The organism is Streptococcus mitis (assembly GCF_047460035.1).
Classification (GTDB): domain Bacteria; phylum Bacillota; class Bacilli; order Lactobacillales; family Streptococcaceae; genus Streptococcus; species Streptococcus mitis_DW.
Genome location: NZ_JASHHB010000008.1, coordinates 104,325 through 124,673 on the forward strand (window position 1 = coordinate 104,325; position 20,349 = coordinate 124,673).

Sequence of the window (20,349 nt, forward strand, 5' to 3'; positions counted from 1 at the left end):
GATATAACCATTATATCAATTTCTTGCTAATTGTCAATTACTTTTGAGATTTTTTCTCTAGAATATCTTTCAATTTTCTAATTTTTAATCTTGAAATAGGACAACGATGATCTTCATAGAAAACAATTTCTAGGTTTTTTCGATCAATTTCTCTAATATTACCTATATTTACCAAAAATGACTTATGAGGAGAATAAAATCGCTGAGTATGTTTGTCCTTTTCCTGAATATCTGTCATGGTACCATAAAATTCTTTTGCAAAATTCTTACCAATAATGCGCAATTTATGAGAAACTCCTGTCGTTTCAATATACAAAATGTCATGATAAGGAATTTTTAAATCATTTCCCTTGTAATTGTAGTCAAAATAATCTACCACATCTTCATTTTCAAGTAACATACTCTTCGTGTAGAAGATATTTTGCTCAATTCTCTTCTTAAATAACTCATCATTGATATCCTTATCAACAAAATCTAGGGCTGATACCTGGTATTTATATGTTAGAGTCGCAAACTCTGATCGACTGGTGATAAAGACGATAATAGCGTAAGGATTGTAATGACGAATGAGCTGAGCCACTTCAAATCCCTTTTTCTCAATTCCATGAATATCAATATCTAGAAAATAAAGCTGGTTTACTTCATCATTTTCGATATATTCCTTAAACTCACGAACTTTTCCCGTTGTCTTGTATGATATTGGAATATTCGATTCTTTCGAAATTTCATCCAATATTCTCTCTAGTCTCACTTGATGTTCAATAACATCTTCTAAAATTAAAACTTTCATTCAAATTCCCTCTTAAATCTAATGATTTGTCTAAATGTACTGCCTTCCATCTCTGTTTCTAAAATAATGTTGTTGTACTTATCCAGTAGTTCTTTCACATTATTTAATCCTACTCCGCGATTTCTTCCCTTAGTAGAGAATCCTAAAGCAAATAGATCTCCTGAAGGAGTCATCGTCATTTTACATGAATTCTGAATCACAATCACTGTTTCAGTTTCCATCTTAATAACTGCTACTTCCATCTGCTTTTTATAACTATCAGCCGATCCTTCGACAGCATTGTTCAATAAAACACTCATAATACGAACTAAATCCAGAAGGTCTATTGGTAGTCTAGTAATTATATCTTTTACTTCCAGTGTAAACTCTACACCGTTATTTCGAGCATAGACAATGGACTGAGCAACCAAACTTCGTAAAGCTGAATCTTCTATGTTGTTCAAATCAAAGTAAGTGTACTTATCTGAGCGCAGTTTGTGATTGGCTTTAACCAAAACTTCGTTGTAAACTCTGTCAATTTCCTGTAAATTACCACTGTCAATTGCCATCTGCATACTGACAAGCATCCCAGCATAATCATGTCGAAAACCACGAATTTCATTATACAAACCGACAATTTCATCTGTGTAGTTTTGTAAATGTTTCTGTTCAAATTTCTTCTGCTTCAAAGCAATCTCTTTCTCCATTTGATCTTTATGTGAATTCATTGCAAAAAAGGTTAAAAGGAGAGAAATAAAGACGATAGATGATAAAATACTTCCAAAACTATTCAAATGTTTAATCGTACTTACCATATCTGAAACGAAAGATACAATATGGAGCAGTAGCAAAGCAAAAAATACTTTTGTCAAGAAAGGATAGAGGTAGTCTTTATCAAAATAGTTTAGATCCAAATGGAAATAATGAATGATTTTTAAGATAACGACATAAGTCAACACCGTTACAAGGAAAAAGAATGGTTCATAATATTGTAAAACAAAATTGTCTCCTGTTAGAGAGGATAAAGTTACGGACAAAAAGTTATGAGTGCTCTCATATAAAAGAGATAGTAGTAAACTTAGGAATAGTCCTCTATCCCTCTCATACTGTTTAATCCATCGAAAATAGGAATATAATATCAAAGGAAATAAAAATTTTACAATCCCTAAGTCATCTAAATGTAGAAGATATGATGGAAAATCAAGTACTATTTCTGTTAGTAATATATAAGCACTAAAAACGTATAGTTCTTTTCTATTTATTTGACCTTTACAAATTAAACGGTAACTGTGACTAATAATTAAAAAATAAACAATAACTAACCCAACTCCAAATAAATTCATTACTCTTTCCCCTTATTTCATTACTTTTTTCGTGGGAAAATAAAATCAAAGCGGATTTTTGGAAGTCTACTTTCCCCACCTTGAATCTCCTGCAAGTCTTTTTCCTTCAAGGCTACAAACTGTTCCAATTTAACTGTGTTTTTCATAATAAAATCTCCTTAAATGTTTTTTTCTTGTAAGCTAACTTACAAAAACTATTATACAAAATGGAATTTCGTTTTAGATAAAATTCTCTCAACTGTCATTTTTTTCTCCCCAAGTGTACTTTTTTAAGAAAAAAGCCGGGAAAATTCCCAGCTTTGCTACTATATTGATCCCAGCAGGATTCGAACCTGCGACCGTTCGCTTAGAAGGCGAATGCTCTATCCAGCTGAGCTATGAGACCTAATATAGCTATTCTACCAAAAATTCAATTGAAAGTCAATTTTCTATTTATGATAGGGCGAGCCCTGCTGTATTGTAAAAGCCCGATAGATTTGTTCAACAAGGACTAGTCTCATTAACTGATGGGGCAAGGTTAAACGGCCAAAACTAACAGAGAGATTGGCTCTCTTTTTTACATCCTGTGCTAATCCCAGACTCCCTCCAATAATAAATGTAAGAGTAGAAAATCCTTTTATAGAAGCTTCTTCTAGCTGCTTACTAAATTCTTCTGAGGAGAAAGTTCTCCCTTCGATAGCCAACACAATCACGAAATCACGGTCACCAACTTTTGATAAAATTCTCTGACCTTCTATTCCTAAAATCTTTTGATTTTCTGATTCACTGGCCCTATCTGGTGTTTTTTCATCTGCTAGCTCAATCATTTCAAGCTTAGCAAATCGAGAAATTCGTTTTAAATACTCTGCAATACCATCTTTCAAATACTTTTCTTTCAGTTTCCCAACTGTTACAACTTTAATTTTCATGACTCTATTCTAACATATTCTCTATTTTTTCACATCTTATTCACAAAACAAAAGGTTAATTTTAGCCGAGAAAACCACAGATTTTTGAAAGTTATCCACAATCTGTGAAAAACTTTTTGTGTTTAAGTTATAATTAAGCTAGTCAGTTTATACTTTCAGTAATTCAAAAATATGGAGGCAAATATGAAACATTTAAAAACATTTTACAAAAAAGGGTTTCAATTATTAGTCGTTATCGTCATTAGCTTTATTAGTGGAGCCTTGGGTAGCTTTTCAATAAACCAACTAACTCAAAAAAGTACTGTAAGTACCTCTAACAACAATAGTACTATTACACAGACTGCCTATAAGAATGAAAATTCAACAACACAGGCTGTTAACAAAGTAAAAGATGCTGTTGTTTCAGTTATTACTTATTCAGCAAACAGACAAAATAGCGTATTTGGTAATGATGATACTGACACAGATTCTCAGCAAATCTCTAGTGAAGGATCTGGGGTTATTTATAAAAAGAATGACAAAGAAGCTTACATCGTCACCAATAATCACGTTATAAATGGCGCCAGCAAAGTAGATATTCGTTTGTCAGATGGAACTAAAGTACCCGGAGAAATTGTCGGAGCGGACACTTTCTCTGATATTGCTGTCGTCAAAATCTCTTCAGAAAAAGTGACAACAGTAGCTGAGTTTGGTGATTCTAGCAAGTTAACCGTAGGAGAAACTGCCATTGCTATTGGTAGCCCATTGGGTTCTGAATATGCAAATACTGTCACTCAGGGTATTGTATCTAGTCTTAATCGAAATGTATCTTTAAAATCTGAAGATGGACAAGCCATTTCTACAAAAGCCATCCAAACTGATACTGCTATTAACCCAGGTAACTCTGGTGGCCCACTAATCAATATTCAAGGACAGGTTATCGGAATTACCTCAAGTAAAATTGCAACAAATGGAGGAACATCTGTAGAAGGTCTTGGTTTTGCAATCCCTGCAAATGATGCTATCAATATTATTGAACAGTTAGAAAAGAACGGAAAAGTGACTCGTCCAGCTTTGGGAATTCAAATGGTCAATCTCTCAAATATTAATACAAGTGATCTTAGAAGACTGAATATTCCAAGTAACGTAACATCTGGTGTCGTTGTTCGTTCTGTACAAAGTAATATGCCTGCCAATGGTCACCTTGAAAAATACGATGTTATTACAAAAGTAGATGACAAAGACATTGCTTCATCAACAGACTTACAAAGTGCTCTTTACAATCATTCTATCGGAGACACCATTAAGATAACTTACTATCGTAACGGTAAAGAAGAAACTACATCTATTAAACTTGACAAGAGTTCAGGTGATTTAGAATCTTAATTAACATCTATGTAAAGAAAGCTTTACATAAGAGAAAAGATGTGTTAGTGTAGAATCATGGAAAAATTTGAAATGATTTCTATCACGGATATACAAAAAAATCCCTATCAACCTCGAAAAGAATTTGATGGAGAAAAACTACATGAACTAGCACAGTCTATCAAAGAAAATGGGGTCATTCAACCGATTATTGTTCGTCAATCTCCTGTTATTGGTTATGAAATCCTTGCAGGAGAGAGACGCTATCGGGCTTCACTTTTAGCTGGTCTAACGTCTATCCCAGCTGTTGTTAAACAGCTCTCAGACCAAGAGATGATGGTCCAGTCCATCATTGAAAATTTACAAAGAGAAAATTTAAATCCAATAGAAGAAGCACGCGCCTATGAATCTCTTGTAGAGAAAGGATTTACCCATGCTGAAATTGCAGATAAAATGGGGAAGTCTCGTCCATATATCAGCAACTCTATTCGCTTGCTGTCCTTGCCAGAACATATCCTCTCAGAAGTAGAAAATGGCAAACTATCACAAGCCCATGCACGTTCTCTAGTTGGCTTGAATAAGGAACAACAAGACTATTTCTTTCAACGGATTATATATGAAGACATTTCTGTAAGGAAGTTAGAAGCTCTTCTGACAGAGAAAAAACAAAAGAAAAAGAAAAAAAATGATTATTTCATACAAAATGAAGAAGAACAGTTAAAAAAACTACTCGGATTAGATGTAGAAATCAAATTGTCTAAAAAAGACAATGGAAAAATCATTATTTCTTTTTCAAATCAAGAAGAATACAGTAGAATTATCAACAGCCTGAAATAAGGCTGTTCTTTTATTTTTTTATCTCACAAGGTTATCCACTAATTTTTTTGATAAAAAGCTTAATAAATCAATAGTTTCTGCTTTTATCCCCAAGCTGTGGATAAAACTTGATAACATTGTGGATTATTTTTCACAGCTTGTGGAAAATTCTTGCTATCTATGGTAAAATAAGTCTAGCATTAAACTTTTAAATAGTAAAGGAGGAGAAAGGATTGAAAGAAAAACAATTTTGGAATCGTATATTAGAATTTGCTCAAGAAAGACTGACTCGATCCATGTATGATTTCTATGCTATTCAAGCTGAACTCATCAAGGTAGAGGAAAATGTTGCCACTATATTTTTACCACGATCTGAAATGGAAATGGTCTGGGAAAAACAACTAAAAGATATTATTGTAGTTGCTGGATTTGAAATTTATGATGCTGAGATAACTCCCCACTATATTTTCATCAAACCTCAATATACTACCGTCTCACAAGTTGAAGAAGCTCCAAATTCAACTCTTTATGACTATAGTCCAAAGTTAGCATCTATTCCTTATTCGGATACTGGATTAAAAGAAAAATATACCTTTGATAATTTTATTCAAGGGGATGGGAATGTTTGGGCAGTATCAGCCGCTTTGGCTGTTTCTGAAGATTTAGCCTTGACCTATAATCCTCTTTTTATCTATGGAGGACCTGGCCTTGGTAAGACTCACTTACTCAATGCAATTGGGAATGAGATTTTGAAAAATATTCCTGATGCGCGTGTGAAGTACATCCCTGCTGAAAGCTTTATCAACGACTTTCTTGAACACCTGAGACTGGGAGAAATGGAAAAATTCAAAAAAACTTACCGTAGCCTTGATCTCTTGTTAATTGATGATATCCAATCGCTGAGTGGAAAAAAAGTTGCAACTCAAGAAGAATTTTTCAATACTTTCAATGTTCTCCATAGCAATCAAAAACAAATTGTTCTGACTAGTGATCGTAGTCCTAAACACTTAGAGGGACTTGAAGAAAGACTTGTCACGCGCTTTAGCTGGGGATTGACGCAAAACATCACACCACCTGACTTTGAGACACGTATTGCCATTTTACAAAGCAAAACAGAGCATTTAGACTACCATTTCCAAAGTGATACCCTAGAATACCTAGCTGGCCAATTTGATTCAAACGTCCGAGAACTTGAAGGAGCAATCAACGACATCACTTTAATTGCCCGAGTGAAGAAGATTAAGGATATCACAATCGATATCGCTGCCGAGGCTATTCGAGCACGTAAACAAGATGTTAACCAAATGCTCGTCATCCCAATTGATAAAATCCAAAATGAAGTTGGTAACTTTTATGGTGTCAGCATCAAAGAAATGAAGGGAAGCAGACGCCTTCAAAATATTGTGTTAGCCCGTCAAGTAGCCATGTATTTATCTAGAGAACTAACAGATAATAGTCTTCCAAAAATTGGGAAGGAATTTGGTGGAAAAGATCACACAACAGTCATTCATGCCCATGCTAAAATTAAATCTTTGATTGATGAAGACGATAATTTACGCTTAGAAATTGAATCAATCAAAAAGAAAATTAAATAACTTGTGGATAACTTTCACTTTATTATCTTTTTTATCCACATTTTTTAAACAAGCCAAAAAACTTGATATGACTTGTTTAAAGTCTGTTTTCCACAGATTTCACAGACTCTATTATTACTATTATCCTTCTAATACTAAAAATAAATAAAGGAGAATCCATGATTCATTTTTCAATTAATAAAAATTTATTTCTACAAGCATTAAATACTACTAAGAGAGCTATTAGTTCTAAAAATGCTATTCCTATTTTATCAACCGTAAAAATTGACGTGACTAATGAAGGTGTTACTTTAATTGGTTCAAATGGTCAAATTTCAATTGAAAATTTTATTTCTCAAAAAAATGAAGATGCTGGTTTGTTAATTACTTCTTTAGGTTCGATCCTTCTTGAAGCTTCTTTCTTTATCAATGTTGTATCTAGTCTACCTGATGTGACTCTTGATTTTAAAGAAATTGAACAAAATCAAATTGTTTTAACCAGTGGCAAATCAGAAATTACCCTAAAAGGAAAAGATAGTGAACAATATCCACGAATCCAAGAAATTTCAGCAAGCACTCCTTTAATTCTTGAAACAAAATTACTCAAGAAAATTATCAATGAAACAGCATTTGCTGCAAGTACACAAGAAAGTCGTCCGATTTTAACAGGTGTTCATTTTGTATTGAGTCAACACAAGGAGCTAAAAACAGTGGCAACAGACTCTCATCGTCTAAGCCAGAAAAAATTAACGCTTGAGAAAAATAGTGATGATTTTGATGTCGTTATTCCTAGCCGTTCTCTACGCGAATTTTCAGCGGTATTTACAGATGATATCGAAACTGTAGAGATTTTCTTTGCTAACAATCAAATCCTCTTTAGAAGCGAAAATATTAGCTTCTATACTCGTCTCCTCGAAGGAAACTATCCTGATACAGATCGCTTGATTCCGACAGACTTTAATACTACTATTACTTTTGATGTTGTAAATTTACGCCAGTCAATGGAACGTGCTCGCCTTTTATCAAGTGCGACTCAAAATGGTACTGTGAAACTTGAAATAAAAGATGGGGTTGTTAGCGCTCATGTTAACTCGCCAGAAGTTGGTAAAGTAAACGAAGAAATCGATACTGATCAGGTTACTGGTGAAGATTTGACCATTAGTTTCAACCCAACTTACTTGATTGATTCTCTTAAAGCTTTAAATAGCGAAAAAGTGACCATTAGTTTTATCTCAGCTGTTCGTCCATTTACTCTTGTGCCAGCGGACACTGATGAGGACTTCATGCAGCTCATTACACCAGTTCGTACAAATTAAGTGAAAGAGGTTGAGCCTGGCTCGCCTCTTTTATGATATAATCGAAAAAGAAAAGGAGAGTAGTATGTATCAAGTTGGAAATTTTGTTGAAATGAAAAAACCACATGCTTGCACAATCAAGTCAACAGGAAAAAAAGCTAATCGTTGGGAAATTACACGTGTAGGAGCAGATATCAAAATCAAATGTAGCAATTGTGACCATGTTGTCATGATGGGACGCTATGATTTTGATCGAAAAATGAATAAAATTATTGACTGAAAACCCTTAGTTAGAGGGTTAGCAAGTTTTCCCTTTTTGTGTTATAATATTAGGGATTGAAATGAAAACGGAGAATGAGAAAATATGGCTTTAACAGCAGGTATCGTTGGTTTGCCAAACGTTGGTAAATCAACACTATTTAATGCAATTACAAAAGCAGGAGCAGAGGCAGCAAATTACCCATTTGCGACGATTGATCCAAATGTTGGAATGGTAGAAGTTCCAGATGAACGCCTCCAAAAACTAACTGAAATGATTACTCCTAAAAAGACAGTTCCAACAACTTTTGAATTTACAGATATCGCAGGGATTGTAAAAGGAGCTTCAAAAGGAGAAGGACTAGGAAATAAATTCTTGGCCAATATCCGTGAAGTAGATGCGATTGTTCATGTAGTTCGTGCTTTTGATGATGAAAATGTCATGCGCGAGCAAGGACGTGAAGATGCCTTTGTGGATCCACTTGCGGATATTGATACCATTAACTTGGAATTGATTCTTGCTGACTTAGAATCAGTTAATAAGCGCTATATGCGTGTAGAAAAGATGGCACGTACGCAAAAAGATAAAGAATCAGTAGCAGAATTTAATGTTCTTCAAAAGATTAAACCTGTTCTTGAAGATGGAAAATCAGCTCGAACTATTGAATTTACAGATGAGGAACAAAAGGTTGTCAAAGGTCTCTTCCTGTTAACGACTAAACCAGTGCTCTATGTTGCTAATGTGGACGAGGATGTGGTTTCAGAACCTGACTCTATCGACTATGTTAAACAAATTCGTGAATTCGCAGCGACAGAAAATGCTGAAGTAGTCGTTATTTCTGCGCGTGCTGAGGAAGAAATTTCTGAGTTAGACGAAGAAGACAAGCAAGAGTTTCTTGAAGCACTTGGGTTGACAGAATCAGGCGTTGACAAGTTGACTCGTGCAGCTTACCACTTGCTTGGACTGGGAACTTACTTCACAGCTGGCGAAAAAGAAGTTCGCGCTTGGACCTTCAAACGTGGTATGAAGGCTCCTCAAGCAGCTGGTATTATCCACTCAGACTTTGAAAAAGGATTTATTCGTGCAGTAACTATGTCATATGAGGATCTAGTGAAATACGGATCTGAAAAGGCTGTAAAAGAAGCTGGACGCTTGCGTGAAGAAGGAAAAGAATATATCGTTCAAGACGGCGATATCATGGAATTCCGCTTTAATGTCTAAAAAAATTAATGAATAGTGTCAATTAGGTTGGAAAAAAATTCCAACCCTTTTGGCTTTTGAAAGGAAAAATAAATGACCAAATTACTTGTAGGCTTGGGAAATCCAGGAGATAAATATTTTGAAACAAAACACAATGTTGGCTTTATGTTGATTGACCAACTAGCGAAGAAACAGAATGTCACTTTTACACACGATAAGATATTTCAAGCTGACCTAGCATCCTTTTTCCTAAATGGAGAAAAAATTTATCTTGTCAAACCAACGACATTTATGAATGAAAGTGGAAAAGCGGTTCATGCTTTATTGACTTACTATGGTTTGGATATTGAAGATTTACTCATCATTTATGATGATCTTGACATGGAAGTTGGAAAGATTCGTTTAAGAGCAAAGGGATCCGCAGGTGGTCATAATGGTATCAAGTCTATTATTCAACATATTGGAACCCAAACCTTTAATCGTGTTAAGATTGGAATCGGAAGACCTAAAAATGGAATGTCAGTTGTTAACCATGTTTTGAGTACCTTTGACAAGGATGATTATATTGGTATTTTACAGTCTATTGACAAAGTTGACGATTCTGTAAACTACTATTTACAAGAGAAAAATTTTGAGAAAACAATGCAGAGGTATAACGGATAAATGTTAACCTTATTAGATTTATTCTCAGAAAATAATCAGATAAAAAAATGGCATCGAAATCTGACAGATAAGAAAAGACAATTAATGTTAGGCTTGTCAACTTCTACAAAAGCTTTAGCAATTGCTAGTAGTTTGAGACAGGAAGATAAGATTGTGTTATTGACGTCAACTTATGGAGAAGCAGAAGGACTTGTTAGTGATCTTATATCTGTCTTGGGTGAGGAACTTGTCTATCCATTTTTAGTAGATGACTCCCCTATGGTCGAGTTTTTGATGTCTTCACAAGAAAAAATCATTTCACGGGTTGAAGCCTTGCGTTTTTTGACTGATTCATCTAAGAAAGGGATTTTAGTTTGTAATATCGCAGCAAGTCGATTGATTTTACCGTCTCCCAATATATTCAAAGATAGTATTGTAAAAATAACAGTTGGTGAAGAATATGATCAACACACGTTTATCCATCAGTTAAAGGAAATAGGTTATCGCAAAGTTACGCAAGTACAAACTCAAGGTGAGTTTAGTATTCGAGGAGATATTTTAGATATTTTTGAGATGTCTCAGTTAGAACCTTTCCGAATCGAGTTTTTTGGTGATGAAGTAGATGGAATTCGGACTTTTGAAGTAGAAACACAATTATCAAAAGAAAATCAAACAGAACTCACTATCTTTCCAGCAAGTGATATACTTTTGAGGGAAAAGGACTATCTACGAGGGCAGTCAGCTTTAGAAAAGCAAATTTCAAAGACCTTATCACCAATTTTAAAATCATACTTGGAAGAGATTTTGTCAAGTTTTTACCAAAAACAAGTGCATTTAGATTCTCGGAAATTTTTATCTTTGTGTTATGACAAGACATGGACTGTTTTTGACTATATTGAAAAAGATACCCCAGTATTCTTTGATGATTATCAGAAATTGATGAATCAGTATGAAGTCTTTGAAAGGGAGTTAGCACAATACTTTACAGAAGAATTACAGAACAGTAAAGTATTTTCTGAGATGCAGTATTTTGCTGATACAGAGCAAATCTATAAAAAACAGAGTCCGGTTACCTTTTTCTCTAATCTGCAAAAGGGGTTAGGAAATCTCAAGTTTGACCAAATTTATCAATTTAATCAATATCCTATGCAGGAGTTTTTCAATCAATTTTCTTTTCTAAAAGAAGAAATTGAGCGATACAAAAAAATGGATTATACTATTATCCTGCAGTCTAGCAATTCAATGGGAAGTAAAACATTGGAGGATGTTTTAGAGGAATACCAGATTAAATTGGATTCTAGAGATAAGTCAAGTGTTTGTAAAGAATCTGTAAACTTAATCGAGGGTAGTCTCAGACATGGTTTTCATTTTGTAGATGAAAAGGTTTTATTGATAACTGAACATGAGATTTTTCAAAAGAAATTGAAACGTCGTTTTCGAAGACAACATGTTTCAAACGCAGAGAGATTAAAAGATTACAATGAACTTGAAAAAGGAGATTACGTTGTTCACCATATCCATGGAATTGGTCAATATCTAGGGATTGAAACAATTGAAATCAAAGGGATTCACCGTGATTATGTCAGTGTCCAGTATCAAAATGGGGACCAAATTTCCATCCCAGTAGAGCAGATTCAGTTATTGTCCAAATATATTTCAAGTGACGGGAAAGCTCCTAAACTCAATAAATTAAATGACGGTCATTTCAAAAAAGCCAAGCAAAAAGTTAAGAACCAGGTAGAGGATATAGCTGATGATTTAATTAAACTTTATTCTGAGCGCAGCCAGTTGAAGGGATTTGCTTTTTCAGCTGATGATGAGGATCAACATGCTTTTGATGATGCCTTCCCTTATGTTGAAACGGATGATCAACTTCGTAGTGTTGAGGAAATCAAGAGAGATATGCAGGCTTGTCAGCCAATGGATCGACTTTTAGTTGGGGATGTTGGTTTTGGAAAGACTGAAGTTGCTATGCGTGCAGCCTTTAAGGCAGTCAATGATCACAAACAGGTTGTCGTTCTAGTTCCGACGACGGTTTTAGCGCAACAGCACTATACGAATTTTAAGGAACGATTCCAAAATTTTGCAGTTAATATTGATGTGTTGAGTCGCTTTAGAAGTAAAAAAGAGCAGACTGAAACACTTGAAAAATTGAAAAAGGGTCAAGTTGATATTTTGATTGGAACCCATCGTATTTTATCAAAAGATGTTGTGTTTGCTGATTTGGGCTTGATGATTATTGATGAGGAACAGCGATTTGGTGTCAAGCATAAGGAAACCTTGAAAGAACTGAAAAAACAAGTAGATGTCCTGACCTTGACAGCAACGCCAATTCCTCGTACCCTTCACATGTCTATGCTGGGAATCAGAGATTTGTCTGTCATTGAAACTCCGCCGACTAATCGTTATCCAGTGCAAACCTATGTCTTAGAAAAGAATGATAGTGTAATTCGGGATGCTGTCTTGCGTGAAATGGAGCGTGGAGGTCAAATTTACTATCTTTACAATAAAGTTGACACGATTGATCAGAAGGTTTACGAATTACAGGAGTTGATTCCAGAGGCTTCGATTGGTTATGTTCATGGGCAAATGAGTGAGATTCAGTTAGAAAATACTCTACTGGATTTCATTGAAGGTCAGTATGATATTTTGGTGACAACTACCATTATTGAGACAGGGGTGGACATTCCAAATGCCAATACTTTATTTATTGAAAATGCGGACCATATGGGCTTGTCAACCTTGTATCAGTTAAGAGGAAGAGTCGGTCGTAGTAATCGTATTGCTTATGCCTATCTCATGTATCGTCCAGAAAAATCAATCAGTGAAGTCTCCGAGAAGAGATTAGAAGCGATTAAAGGATTTACAGAATTGGGCTCTGGATTTAAGATTGCAATGCGAGATCTTTCGATTCGTGGAGCAGGAAATCTTTTAGGAAAATCCCAGTCTGGTTTCATTGATTCTGTTGGTTTTGAATTGTATTCGCAGTTATTGGAGGAAGCTATTGCTAAACGACATGGTAATGGGAACACAAGAACCAAAGGGAATGCTGAGTTGATTTTACAAATTGATGCCTATCTTCCTGATACCTATATTTCTGATCAACGACATAAGATTGAAATTTACAAGAAAATTCGTCAAATTGACAACCGTGTCAACTACGAAGAATTACAAGAAGAGTTGATGGACCGCTTTGGAGAGTACCCAGACGTGGTAGCCTATCTTTTAGAGATTGGTTTGGTTAAGTCTTATCTTGATAAGGTCTTTGTTCAACGTGTGGAACGAAAAGAAAATAAGATTACAGTTCAATTTGAAAAAATTACTCAGCGATTGTTTTTGGCTCAAGATTATTTTAAATCTTTATCCGCAACGAATTTAAAAGCAGCCATAACTGAGAATAAGGGATTAATGGAAGTTGTATTTGATGTCCAAAATAAGAAGGACTATGAAATTTTAGAAGGTCTGCTCATTTTTGGAGAAAGTTTATTAGAGATAAAAGTATCGAAAGAAGGCAATTCCCTTTAACATTTTTCTTCTATAAAGTAGATAAAAATGATACAATAATAATTTGAGGTAATAAAAATGAGATTAGACAAATATTTAAAAGTATCACGAATTATCAAGCGTCGTACAGTCGCAAAAGAAGTAGCAGATAAAGGCAGAATCAAGGTAAATGGAATCTTGGCCAAAAGTTCAACGGATTTGAAAGTTAATGACCAAGTTGAAATTCGCTTTGGCAATAAGTTGCTACTTGTAAAAGTACTAGAGATGAAGGATAGTACAAAAAAAGAAGATGCAGCAGGAATGTATGAAATTATCAGTGAAACACGGGTAGAAGAAAATGTCTAAAAATATCGTACAATTGAATAATTCTTTTATTCAAAATGAACACCAACGTCGTCGCTATCTGATGAAAGAACGACAAAAACGTAATCGTTTCATGGGTTGGGTTCTTATTTTGATGATTTTATTGTTCATTTTACCAACTTATAATCTTGCTCAAAGCTATCATCAATTACTCCAAAGACATCAACAGTTATCAGAATTGCAAACTCAGTATCAAACCTTGAGTGAGGAAAAGGAGAAAGAGACAGCTTTTGCCACAAAGTTGAAAGATGAAGATTATGCTGCTAAATACATGCGTGCAAAATATTATTATTCTAAGAATCGGGAAGCTGTTTATACGATTCCTGACTTGCTCCCAAGGTGATAAAATGGAAAATTTATTAGATGTAATAGAGCAATTTTTGAGTCTATCGGAAGAAAAGCTGGAAGAGTTGGCTGATAAAAATCAATTATTGCGTTTACAAGAAGAAAAGGAAAGGAAGAATGCGTAAATTCTTAATTATTTTGTTGTTACCGAGTTTTTTGACCATTTCAAAAGTCGTTAGCACAGAAAAAGAAGTAGTCTATACTTCGAAAGAAATTTATTACCTTTCACAATCTAACTTTGGTATTTATTTTAGAGAAAAATTAAGTTCTCCCATGGTTTATGGAGAGGTTCCTGTTTATGCGAATGAAGATTTAGTAGTGAAATCTGGAAAATTAACTCCCCAAACAAGTTTTCAAATAACCGAGTGGCGCTTAAATAAACAAGGAATTCCGGTATTTAAGCTATCAAATCATCAATTTATTGCTGCAGACAAACGATTTTTATATGATCAGTCAGAGGTAACTCCTACAATCAAAAAAGTATGGTTAGAATCTGATTTTAAACTGTATAATAGCCCTTATGACTTAAAAGAAGTGAAATCATCCTTATCAGCTTATTCGCAAGTATCGATCGACAAGACCATGTTTGTAGAAGGAAGAGAATTTCTACATATTGATCAGGCTGGATGGGTAGATAAGGAATCAACTTCTGAAGAAGATAATCGGATAAGTAAAGTCCAAGAAATGTTATCTGAAAAATATCAGAAAGATTATTTCTCTATTTATGTTAAGCAACTAACTACTGGAAAAGAAGCTGGTATCAATCAAGATGAAAAGATGTATGCAGCTAGTGTTTTGAAACTCCCTTATCTTTATTATACGCAAGAAAAAATAAATGAGGGGATTTATCAGTTAGACACGACTGTAAAATACGTATCTGCAGTCAATGATTTTCCAGGTTCTTATAAACCAGAGGGAAGTGGTAGCCTCCCTAAAAAAGAGGATAATAAAGAGTATTCTCTCAAGGACTTAATAACGAAAGTATCTAAAGAATCGGACAATGTAGCTCATAATCTATTGGGATATTACATTTCAAACCAATCTGATGCCACATTTAAATCCAAGATGTCTGCTATTATGGGAGATGATTGGGATTCAAAAGAAAAATTGATTTCTTCTAAGATGGCTGGGAAGGCCATGGAAGCTATTTATAATCAAAATGGATTTGTGCTAGAGTCTTTGACTAAAACAGATTTTGATAATGAGAGAATTGCCAAAGGTGTTTCTGTTAAAGTAGCTCATAAAATTGGAGATGCGGATGAATTTAAGCATGATACTGGTGTTGTCTATGCAGATTCTCCATTTATTCTTTCTATTTTCACTAAAAATTCTGATTATGATACGATTTCTAAGATAGCCAAGGATGTTTATGAGGTTCTAAAATGAGGGAACAAGATTTTTTAAATCATTTTCTCAAGAAGGGATATTTCAAAAAGCATGCTAAGGTGGTGCTAGCTCTTTCTGGTGGATTAGATTCTATGTTTCTATTTAAGGTATTGTCTACCTATAAAAAAGAGTTAGAAATTGAATTGATTCTAGCTCATGTGAATCATAAGCAGAGAGTAGAATCAGATTGGGAAGAACAGGAATTAAGGAAGTTGGCTGCTGAAGCAGAGCTTCCTATTTATATCAGCAATTTTTCAGGAGAATTTTCAGAAGCGCGTGCACGAAATTTTCGCTATGATTTTTTTCAAGAGGTCATGAAAAAGACAGGTGCGACAGCCTTAGTCACTGCCCACCATGCGGATGACCAGGTGGAAACAATTTTGATGCGCTTGATTCGAGGGACTCGCTTGCGCTATCTATCAGGAATTAAGGAGAAGCAAGTAGTCGGAGAGATAGAAATCATTCGGCCCTTCTTGCATTTTCAGAAAAAAGACTTTCCTCCAATTTTTCACTTTGAAGATATATCAAATCAGGAAAATCATTATTTTCGCAATCGTATTCGAAACTCATACTTACCAGAATTAGAAAAAGAAAATCCTCGATTTAGAAATGCAATCTTAAGCATCGGCAATGAAATTTTAGATTATGACTTAGCTATAGCTGAATTATCAAAGAATATTGATGTAGAAAATTTAGATCAGCTATTGTCTTACTCTGAGTCGACACAAAGAGTTTTACTTCAAACTTATCTGAATCGTTTTCCAGATTTGAATCTTACAAAAGCTCAGTTTGAAGAAGTTAGACAAATTTTAAAAACTAAAAGCCAGTATCGTCATCCGCTTAAAAATGGTTATGAATTAGTAAAAGAGTATCAACAGTTTCGGATTTGTAAAATCAGTCCTCAGTCTGATGAAAAGGAAGATGAACTTGTGTTACACTATCAAAATCAGGTATCTTACCAAGGTTATTTATTTTCCTTTGGACTTCCTTTAGAAGGTGAATTAATTCAGCAGGTACCTGTTTCACGGGAAACATCAATACACATTCGTCATCGAAAAACAGGAGATATTTTGATTCAAAATGGGCATAGAAAAAAACTCAGACGTCTATTTATTGATTTGAAAATCCCTATGGAAAAGCGAAAATCAGCTCTGATTATTGAGCAATTTGGTGAAATTGTCTCAATTTTGGGAATTGCGACCAGTAATTTGAGTAAAAACACGAAAAATGATATAATGAACACTGTACTTTATATAGAAAAAATAGATAGGTAAAAAAATGTTAGAAAACGATATTAAAAAAATTCTCGTTTCACACGATGAAATTACAGAAGCTGCTAAAAAATTAGGTGCTCAATTAACCAAAGACTATGCAGGAAAAAATCCAATTTTAGTTGGGATTTTAAAAGGATCTATTCCTTTTATGGCTGAATTGGTTAAACATATCGACACACATATTGAAATGGACTTCATGATGGTTTCTAGCTACCATGGTGGAACAGCAAGTAGTGGTGTCATTAATATCAAGCAAGATGTGACTCAAGATATCAAAGGAAGACATGTTCTGTTTATAGAAGATATCATTGATACAGGTCAAACTTTGAAGAGTTTAAGAGATATGTTTAAAGCAAGAGAAGCTGCTTCTGTTAAAATTGCAACCTTGTTGGATAAACCAGAGGGACGTGTTGTAGAAATTGAGGCTGACTATACCTGCTTTACTATTCCAAATGAGTTTGTAGTAGGTTATGGTTTAGACTACAAAGAAAATTATCGTAACCTTCCTTATGTTGGAGTATTGAAAGAAGAAGTATATTCAAATTAGAAAGAACAATTTTTAATGAAAAAACAAAATAATGGTTTAATTAAAAATCCTTTTCTATGGTTATTACTTATTTTTTTCCTAGTTACAGCTTATCAGTATTTTAGTACAGGTAGTGTTGCAGGGAAAAGTGAGCAAATTAATTATACAGAATTGGTAAAAGAAATTACCGATGACAATGTAAAAGAATTGACTTACCAACCAAATGGCAGTGTTATCGAAGTTTCAGGTGTCTATAAAAATCCTAAAACAAGTAAAGAAGAAACAGGTATCCAGTTCTTTTCTCCTTCTGCTACAACAGTAGAGAAATTTTCAAGTATTATTCTTCCTTCAGATACTACAGTATCAGAATTGCAAAAACTTGCTTCTGACCATAAGGCGGAAGTAACTGTTAAGCATGAAAGTTCAAGTGGTATGTGGATTAATATTCTTGTATCTATTGTGCCATTCGGTATTCTATTCTTCTTCCTATTCTCTATGATGGGAAATATGGGAGGAAATAATAGCCGTAACCCAATGAGTTTTGGACGTAGTAAGGCTAAAGCCGCAAATAAAGAAGATATTAAAGTAAGATTTTCAGATGTTGCTGGAGCTGAGGAAGAAAAACAAGAACTAGTTGAAGTTGTTGAATTCTTAAAAGATCCAAAACGATTTACAAAACTTGGGGCCCGTATTCCAGCAGGTGTTCTGTTAGAGGGACCTCCGGGGACAGGTAAGACCTTGCTTGCTAAGGCAGTTGCTGGAGAAGCAGGTGTTCCATTCTTTAGTATCTCAGGATCGGACTTTGTAGAAATGTTTGTCGGAGTTGGAGCTAGTCGTGTTCGTTCTCTTTTTGAAGATGCTAAAAAAGCAGCACCAGCTATTATCTTTATCGATGAAATTGATGCTGTTGGACGTCAACGTGGAGTTGGTCTTGGCGGAGGAAATGATGAACGTGAACAAACCTTGAACCAACTTTTGATTGAGATGGATGGTTTTGAGGGAAATGAAGGGATTATCGTTATCGCTGCGACAAACCGTTCAGATGTACTTGATCCTGCCCTTTTGCGTCCAGGACGTTTTGATAGAAAAGTATTGGTTGGCCGTCCTGATGTTAAAGGTCGCGAAGCAATCTTGAAAGTTCATGCTAAGAACAAGCCTTTAGCAGAAGATGTTGATTTGAAATTAGTGGCTCAACAAACTCCAGGTTTTGTTGGTGCTGATTTAGAGAATGTATTGAATGAGGCGGCTCTAGTTGCTGCTCGTCGCAATAAATCGATAATTGATGCTTCAGATATTGATGAAGCAGAAGATAGAGTTATTGCTGGTCCTTCTAAGAAAGATAAGACAGTTTCACAAAAAGAACGTGAATTGGTTGCCTACCATGAGGCTGGACATACCATTGTTGGTTTAGTCTTGTCGAATGCTCGTGTTGTTCATAAAGTTACTATCGTACCACGTGGACGTGCCGGCGGATATATGATTGCACTTCCTAAGGAAGACCAAATGCTTCTTTCCAAAGAAGATATGAAAGAGCAATTGGCTGGCTTAATGGGTGGACGTGTAGCTGAAGAAATTATCTTTAATGTCCAAACTACAGGAGCTTCAAACGATTTTGAACAAGCGACACAAATGGCGCGTGCAATGGTTACAGAGTACGGTATGAGTGAAAAACTTGGCCCAGTACAATATGAAGGAAATCATGCTATGTTTGGTGCACAGAGTCCTCAAAAATCAATTTCAGAACAAACAGCTTATGAAATTGACGAAGAAGTTCGTTCATTATTAAATGAAGCACGAAATAAAGCTGCTGAAATTATTCAGTCAAATCGTGAAACTCACAAGTTGATTGCAGAAGCATTATTGAAATACGAAACATTGGATAGTACGCAAATTAAATCTCTTTACGAAACAGGAAAGATGCCTGAAACAGTAGAAGAGGAATCTCATGCACTATCCTATGATGAAGTAAAGTCAAAAATGAATGACGAAAAATAACCCAAAGAGAGGCATGTCCTCTCTTTTTTGTGCAGTTGAGGCGGTAAAGGGTGCAGAATGGATGAAATGTGCCAAAAGTGTTTCTGAATCTGTTAGACTGTAAACAGAAAGGAGAATAGAATGCTTAAAGAATTGTATGAAGAAGTCCAAGGGATTGTATATAAGTGTAGAAATGAATATTACCTTCATTTATGGGAGTTATCGGATTGGGATCAAGAGGGAATGATCTGCTTACATGAATTGATTAGTAAAGAAGAAGAGTTGGCAGAAGATATTCCACGCTTACGTAAATACTTCAAAACTAAGTTCCGTAATCGAATTCTAGACTATATCCGTAAGCAAGAAAGTCAAAAACGAAGATATGATAAAGAATCCTATGAAGAAGTAGGTGAAATCAGTCATCGTATAGGTGAGGGAGGTCTCTGGCTAGATGAGTATTATCTCTTTCATGAGACACTAAGAGATTATAGAAGCAAACAAAGTAAAGACAAACAAGAAGAGTTAGAACGGGTCCTAAGACATGAACGCTTCCGAGGTCGTCAAAGAGTATTAAGAGACTTACGTATTGTGTTTAAAGAGTTTGATATCCGTACTCAATAGGAAGTCATACAAAAAAACATAAAAAGATAAAAAAGGTGTTGACAAAGTTTGAAAAGCCTGTATAATAGTAAGAGTTGAAAACAACTCAGGTCCGTTGGTCAAGGGGTTAAGACACCGCCTTTTCACGGCGGTAACACGGGTTCGAATCCCGTACGGACTATGGTATGTTGCGGATGGAACACTTGATGAAAAAAGTTCAAAAAAGT

Annotated in this window: 20 protein-coding genes and 2 tRNA genes; 17 read left to right on the forward strand and 5 right to left on the reverse strand. The window is 34.9% G+C overall.

Going from position 1 to position 20,349, the window contains the following annotated elements; all coding sequences use genetic code 11:
• Positions 1-37 precede the first annotated feature (37 nt).
• The 5 genes from comE to rlmH form a co-directional block, all read right to left on the reverse strand.
• Entirely contained in the window at positions 38-790 is a 753-nt protein-coding gene (gene comE, locus QM956_RS08010) for a competence system response regulator transcription factor ComE (protein ID WP_000866074.1), read from the reverse strand.
• On the reverse strand, positions 787-2,112 hold the full coding sequence (gene comD, locus QM956_RS08015; RefSeq protein ID WP_238095994.1) for a competence system sensor histidine kinase ComD: 1,326 nt from the start codon (positions 2,110-2,112) through the stop codon (positions 787-789). Before comD ends, comE begins: the two co-directional genes overlap by 4 nt.
• A 20-nt stretch (positions 2,113-2,132) precedes the next feature.
• Positions 2,133-2,258 (reverse strand): competence-stimulating peptide ComC, encoded by a 126-nt coding sequence (comC, locus tag QM956_RS08020; protein WP_000799685.1) that lies wholly within the window; start codon positions 2,256-2,258, stop codon positions 2,133-2,135.
• A 165-nt stretch (positions 2,259-2,423) separates the two neighbouring features.
• Positions 2,424-2,497, reverse strand: a tRNA-Arg gene (locus QM956_RS08025).
• Between the two features lie 43 nt (positions 2,498-2,540).
• On the reverse strand, positions 2,541-3,020 hold the full coding sequence (gene rlmH, locus QM956_RS08030; protein ID WP_000695928.1) for a 23S rRNA (pseudouridine(1915)-N(3))-methyltransferase RlmH: 480 nt from the start codon (positions 3,018-3,020) through the stop codon (positions 2,541-2,543).
• Positions 3,021-3,203: 183 nt separating this feature from the next.
• Between rlmH and htrA the strand changes: the two genes are divergently transcribed.
• From htrA to QM956_RS08115, 17 genes are all read left to right on the forward strand, one after another.
• On the forward strand, positions 3,204-4,385 hold the full coding sequence (gene htrA / locus QM956_RS08035; protein WP_000681589.1) for a serine protease HtrA: 1,182 nt from the start codon (positions 3,204-3,206) through the stop codon (positions 4,383-4,385).
• Between the two features lie 57 nt (positions 4,386-4,442).
• A complete protein-coding gene (locus QM956_RS08040) occupies positions 4,443-5,201 on the forward strand; it encodes a ParB/RepB/Spo0J family partition protein (protein WP_000410371.1) in 759 nt (252 codons plus the stop codon).
• Positions 5,202-5,413: 212 nt separating this feature from the next.
• Complete coding sequence (dnaA, locus tag QM956_RS08045) at positions 5,414-6,775, forward strand: chromosomal replication initiator protein DnaA (protein ID WP_414302404.1); 1,362 nt, start codon at positions 5,414-5,416, stop codon at positions 6,773-6,775.
• Positions 6,776-6,933: 158 nt separating this feature from the next.
• Entirely contained in the window at positions 6,934-8,070 is a 1,137-nt protein-coding gene (gene dnaN / locus QM956_RS08050; RefSeq protein ID WP_045612510.1) for a DNA polymerase III subunit beta, read from the forward strand.
• 64 nt (positions 8,071-8,134) lie between these two features.
• A complete protein-coding gene (locus QM956_RS08055) occupies positions 8,135-8,329 on the forward strand; it encodes a DUF951 domain-containing protein (protein WP_000285186.1) in 195 nt (64 codons plus the stop codon).
• 84 nt (positions 8,330-8,413) lie between these two features.
• Positions 8,414-9,529: a redox-regulated ATPase YchF gene (ychF, locus tag QM956_RS08060; protein ID WP_001218721.1), complete on the forward strand. Its 1,116-nt coding sequence runs from the start codon at positions 8,414-8,416 to the stop codon at positions 9,527-9,529.
• Between the two features lie 72 nt (positions 9,530-9,601).
• A complete protein-coding gene (gene pth, locus QM956_RS08065; protein WP_000163938.1) occupies positions 9,602-10,171 on the forward strand; it encodes an aminoacyl-tRNA hydrolase in 570 nt (189 codons plus the stop codon).
• Positions 10,172-13,675, forward strand: coding sequence for a transcription-repair coupling factor (gene mfd / locus QM956_RS08070; RefSeq protein ID WP_261019864.1), 3,504 nt, complete (start codon positions 10,172-10,174; stop codon positions 13,673-13,675). It abuts the gene before it with no gap.
• A 57-nt stretch (positions 13,676-13,732) separates the two neighbouring features.
• Positions 13,733-13,999, forward strand: a complete 267-nt coding sequence (locus QM956_RS08075) for an RNA-binding S4 domain-containing protein (protein WP_001234978.1) — start codon at positions 13,733-13,735, stop codon at positions 13,997-13,999.
• The gene (locus tag QM956_RS08080) at positions 13,992-14,360 is read left to right on the forward strand and encodes a septum formation initiator family protein (protein ID WP_414302405.1); all 369 of its coding nucleotides are present in this window, start codon (positions 13,992-13,994) and stop codon (positions 14,358-14,360) included. Before QM956_RS08075 ends, QM956_RS08080 begins: the two co-directional genes overlap by 8 nt.
• Positions 14,361-14,364: 4 nt before the next feature.
• Complete coding sequence (locus QM956_RS08085; RefSeq protein ID WP_000429339.1) at positions 14,365-14,487, forward strand: SP_0009 family protein; 123 nt, start codon at positions 14,365-14,367, stop codon at positions 14,485-14,487.
• The gene (locus tag QM956_RS08090) at positions 14,480-15,748 is read left to right on the forward strand and encodes a serine hydrolase (protein ID WP_001224769.1); all 1,269 of its coding nucleotides are present in this window, start codon (positions 14,480-14,482) and stop codon (positions 15,746-15,748) included. Before QM956_RS08085 ends, QM956_RS08090 begins: the two co-directional genes overlap by 8 nt.
• Positions 15,745-17,022, forward strand: a complete 1,278-nt coding sequence (gene tilS, locus QM956_RS08095) for a tRNA lysidine(34) synthetase TilS (protein ID WP_001209051.1) — start codon at positions 15,745-15,747, stop codon at positions 17,020-17,022. Before QM956_RS08090 ends, tilS begins: the two co-directional genes overlap by 4 nt.
• Positions 17,023-17,026: 4 nt before the next feature.
• On the forward strand, positions 17,027-17,569 hold the full coding sequence (gene hpt, locus QM956_RS08100; protein ID WP_049543473.1) for a hypoxanthine phosphoribosyltransferase: 543 nt from the start codon (positions 17,027-17,029) through the stop codon (positions 17,567-17,569).
• A gap of 15 nt (positions 17,570-17,584) precedes the next feature.
• Positions 17,585-19,543 (forward strand): ATP-dependent zinc metalloprotease FtsH, encoded by a 1,959-nt coding sequence (gene ftsH, locus QM956_RS08105; protein ID WP_000744566.1) that lies wholly within the window; start codon positions 17,585-17,587, stop codon positions 19,541-19,543.
• 120 nt (positions 19,544-19,663) lie between these two features.
• On the forward strand, positions 19,664-20,143 hold the full coding sequence (locus QM956_RS08110) for a sigma-70 RNA polymerase sigma factor region 4 domain-containing protein (RefSeq protein WP_261009174.1): 480 nt from the start codon (positions 19,664-19,666) through the stop codon (positions 20,141-20,143).
• Positions 20,144-20,231: 88 nt separating this feature from the next.
• Positions 20,232-20,303: transfer RNA gene (locus QM956_RS08115), tRNA-Glu, on the forward strand.
• Positions 20,304-20,349 lie beyond the last annotated feature (46 nt).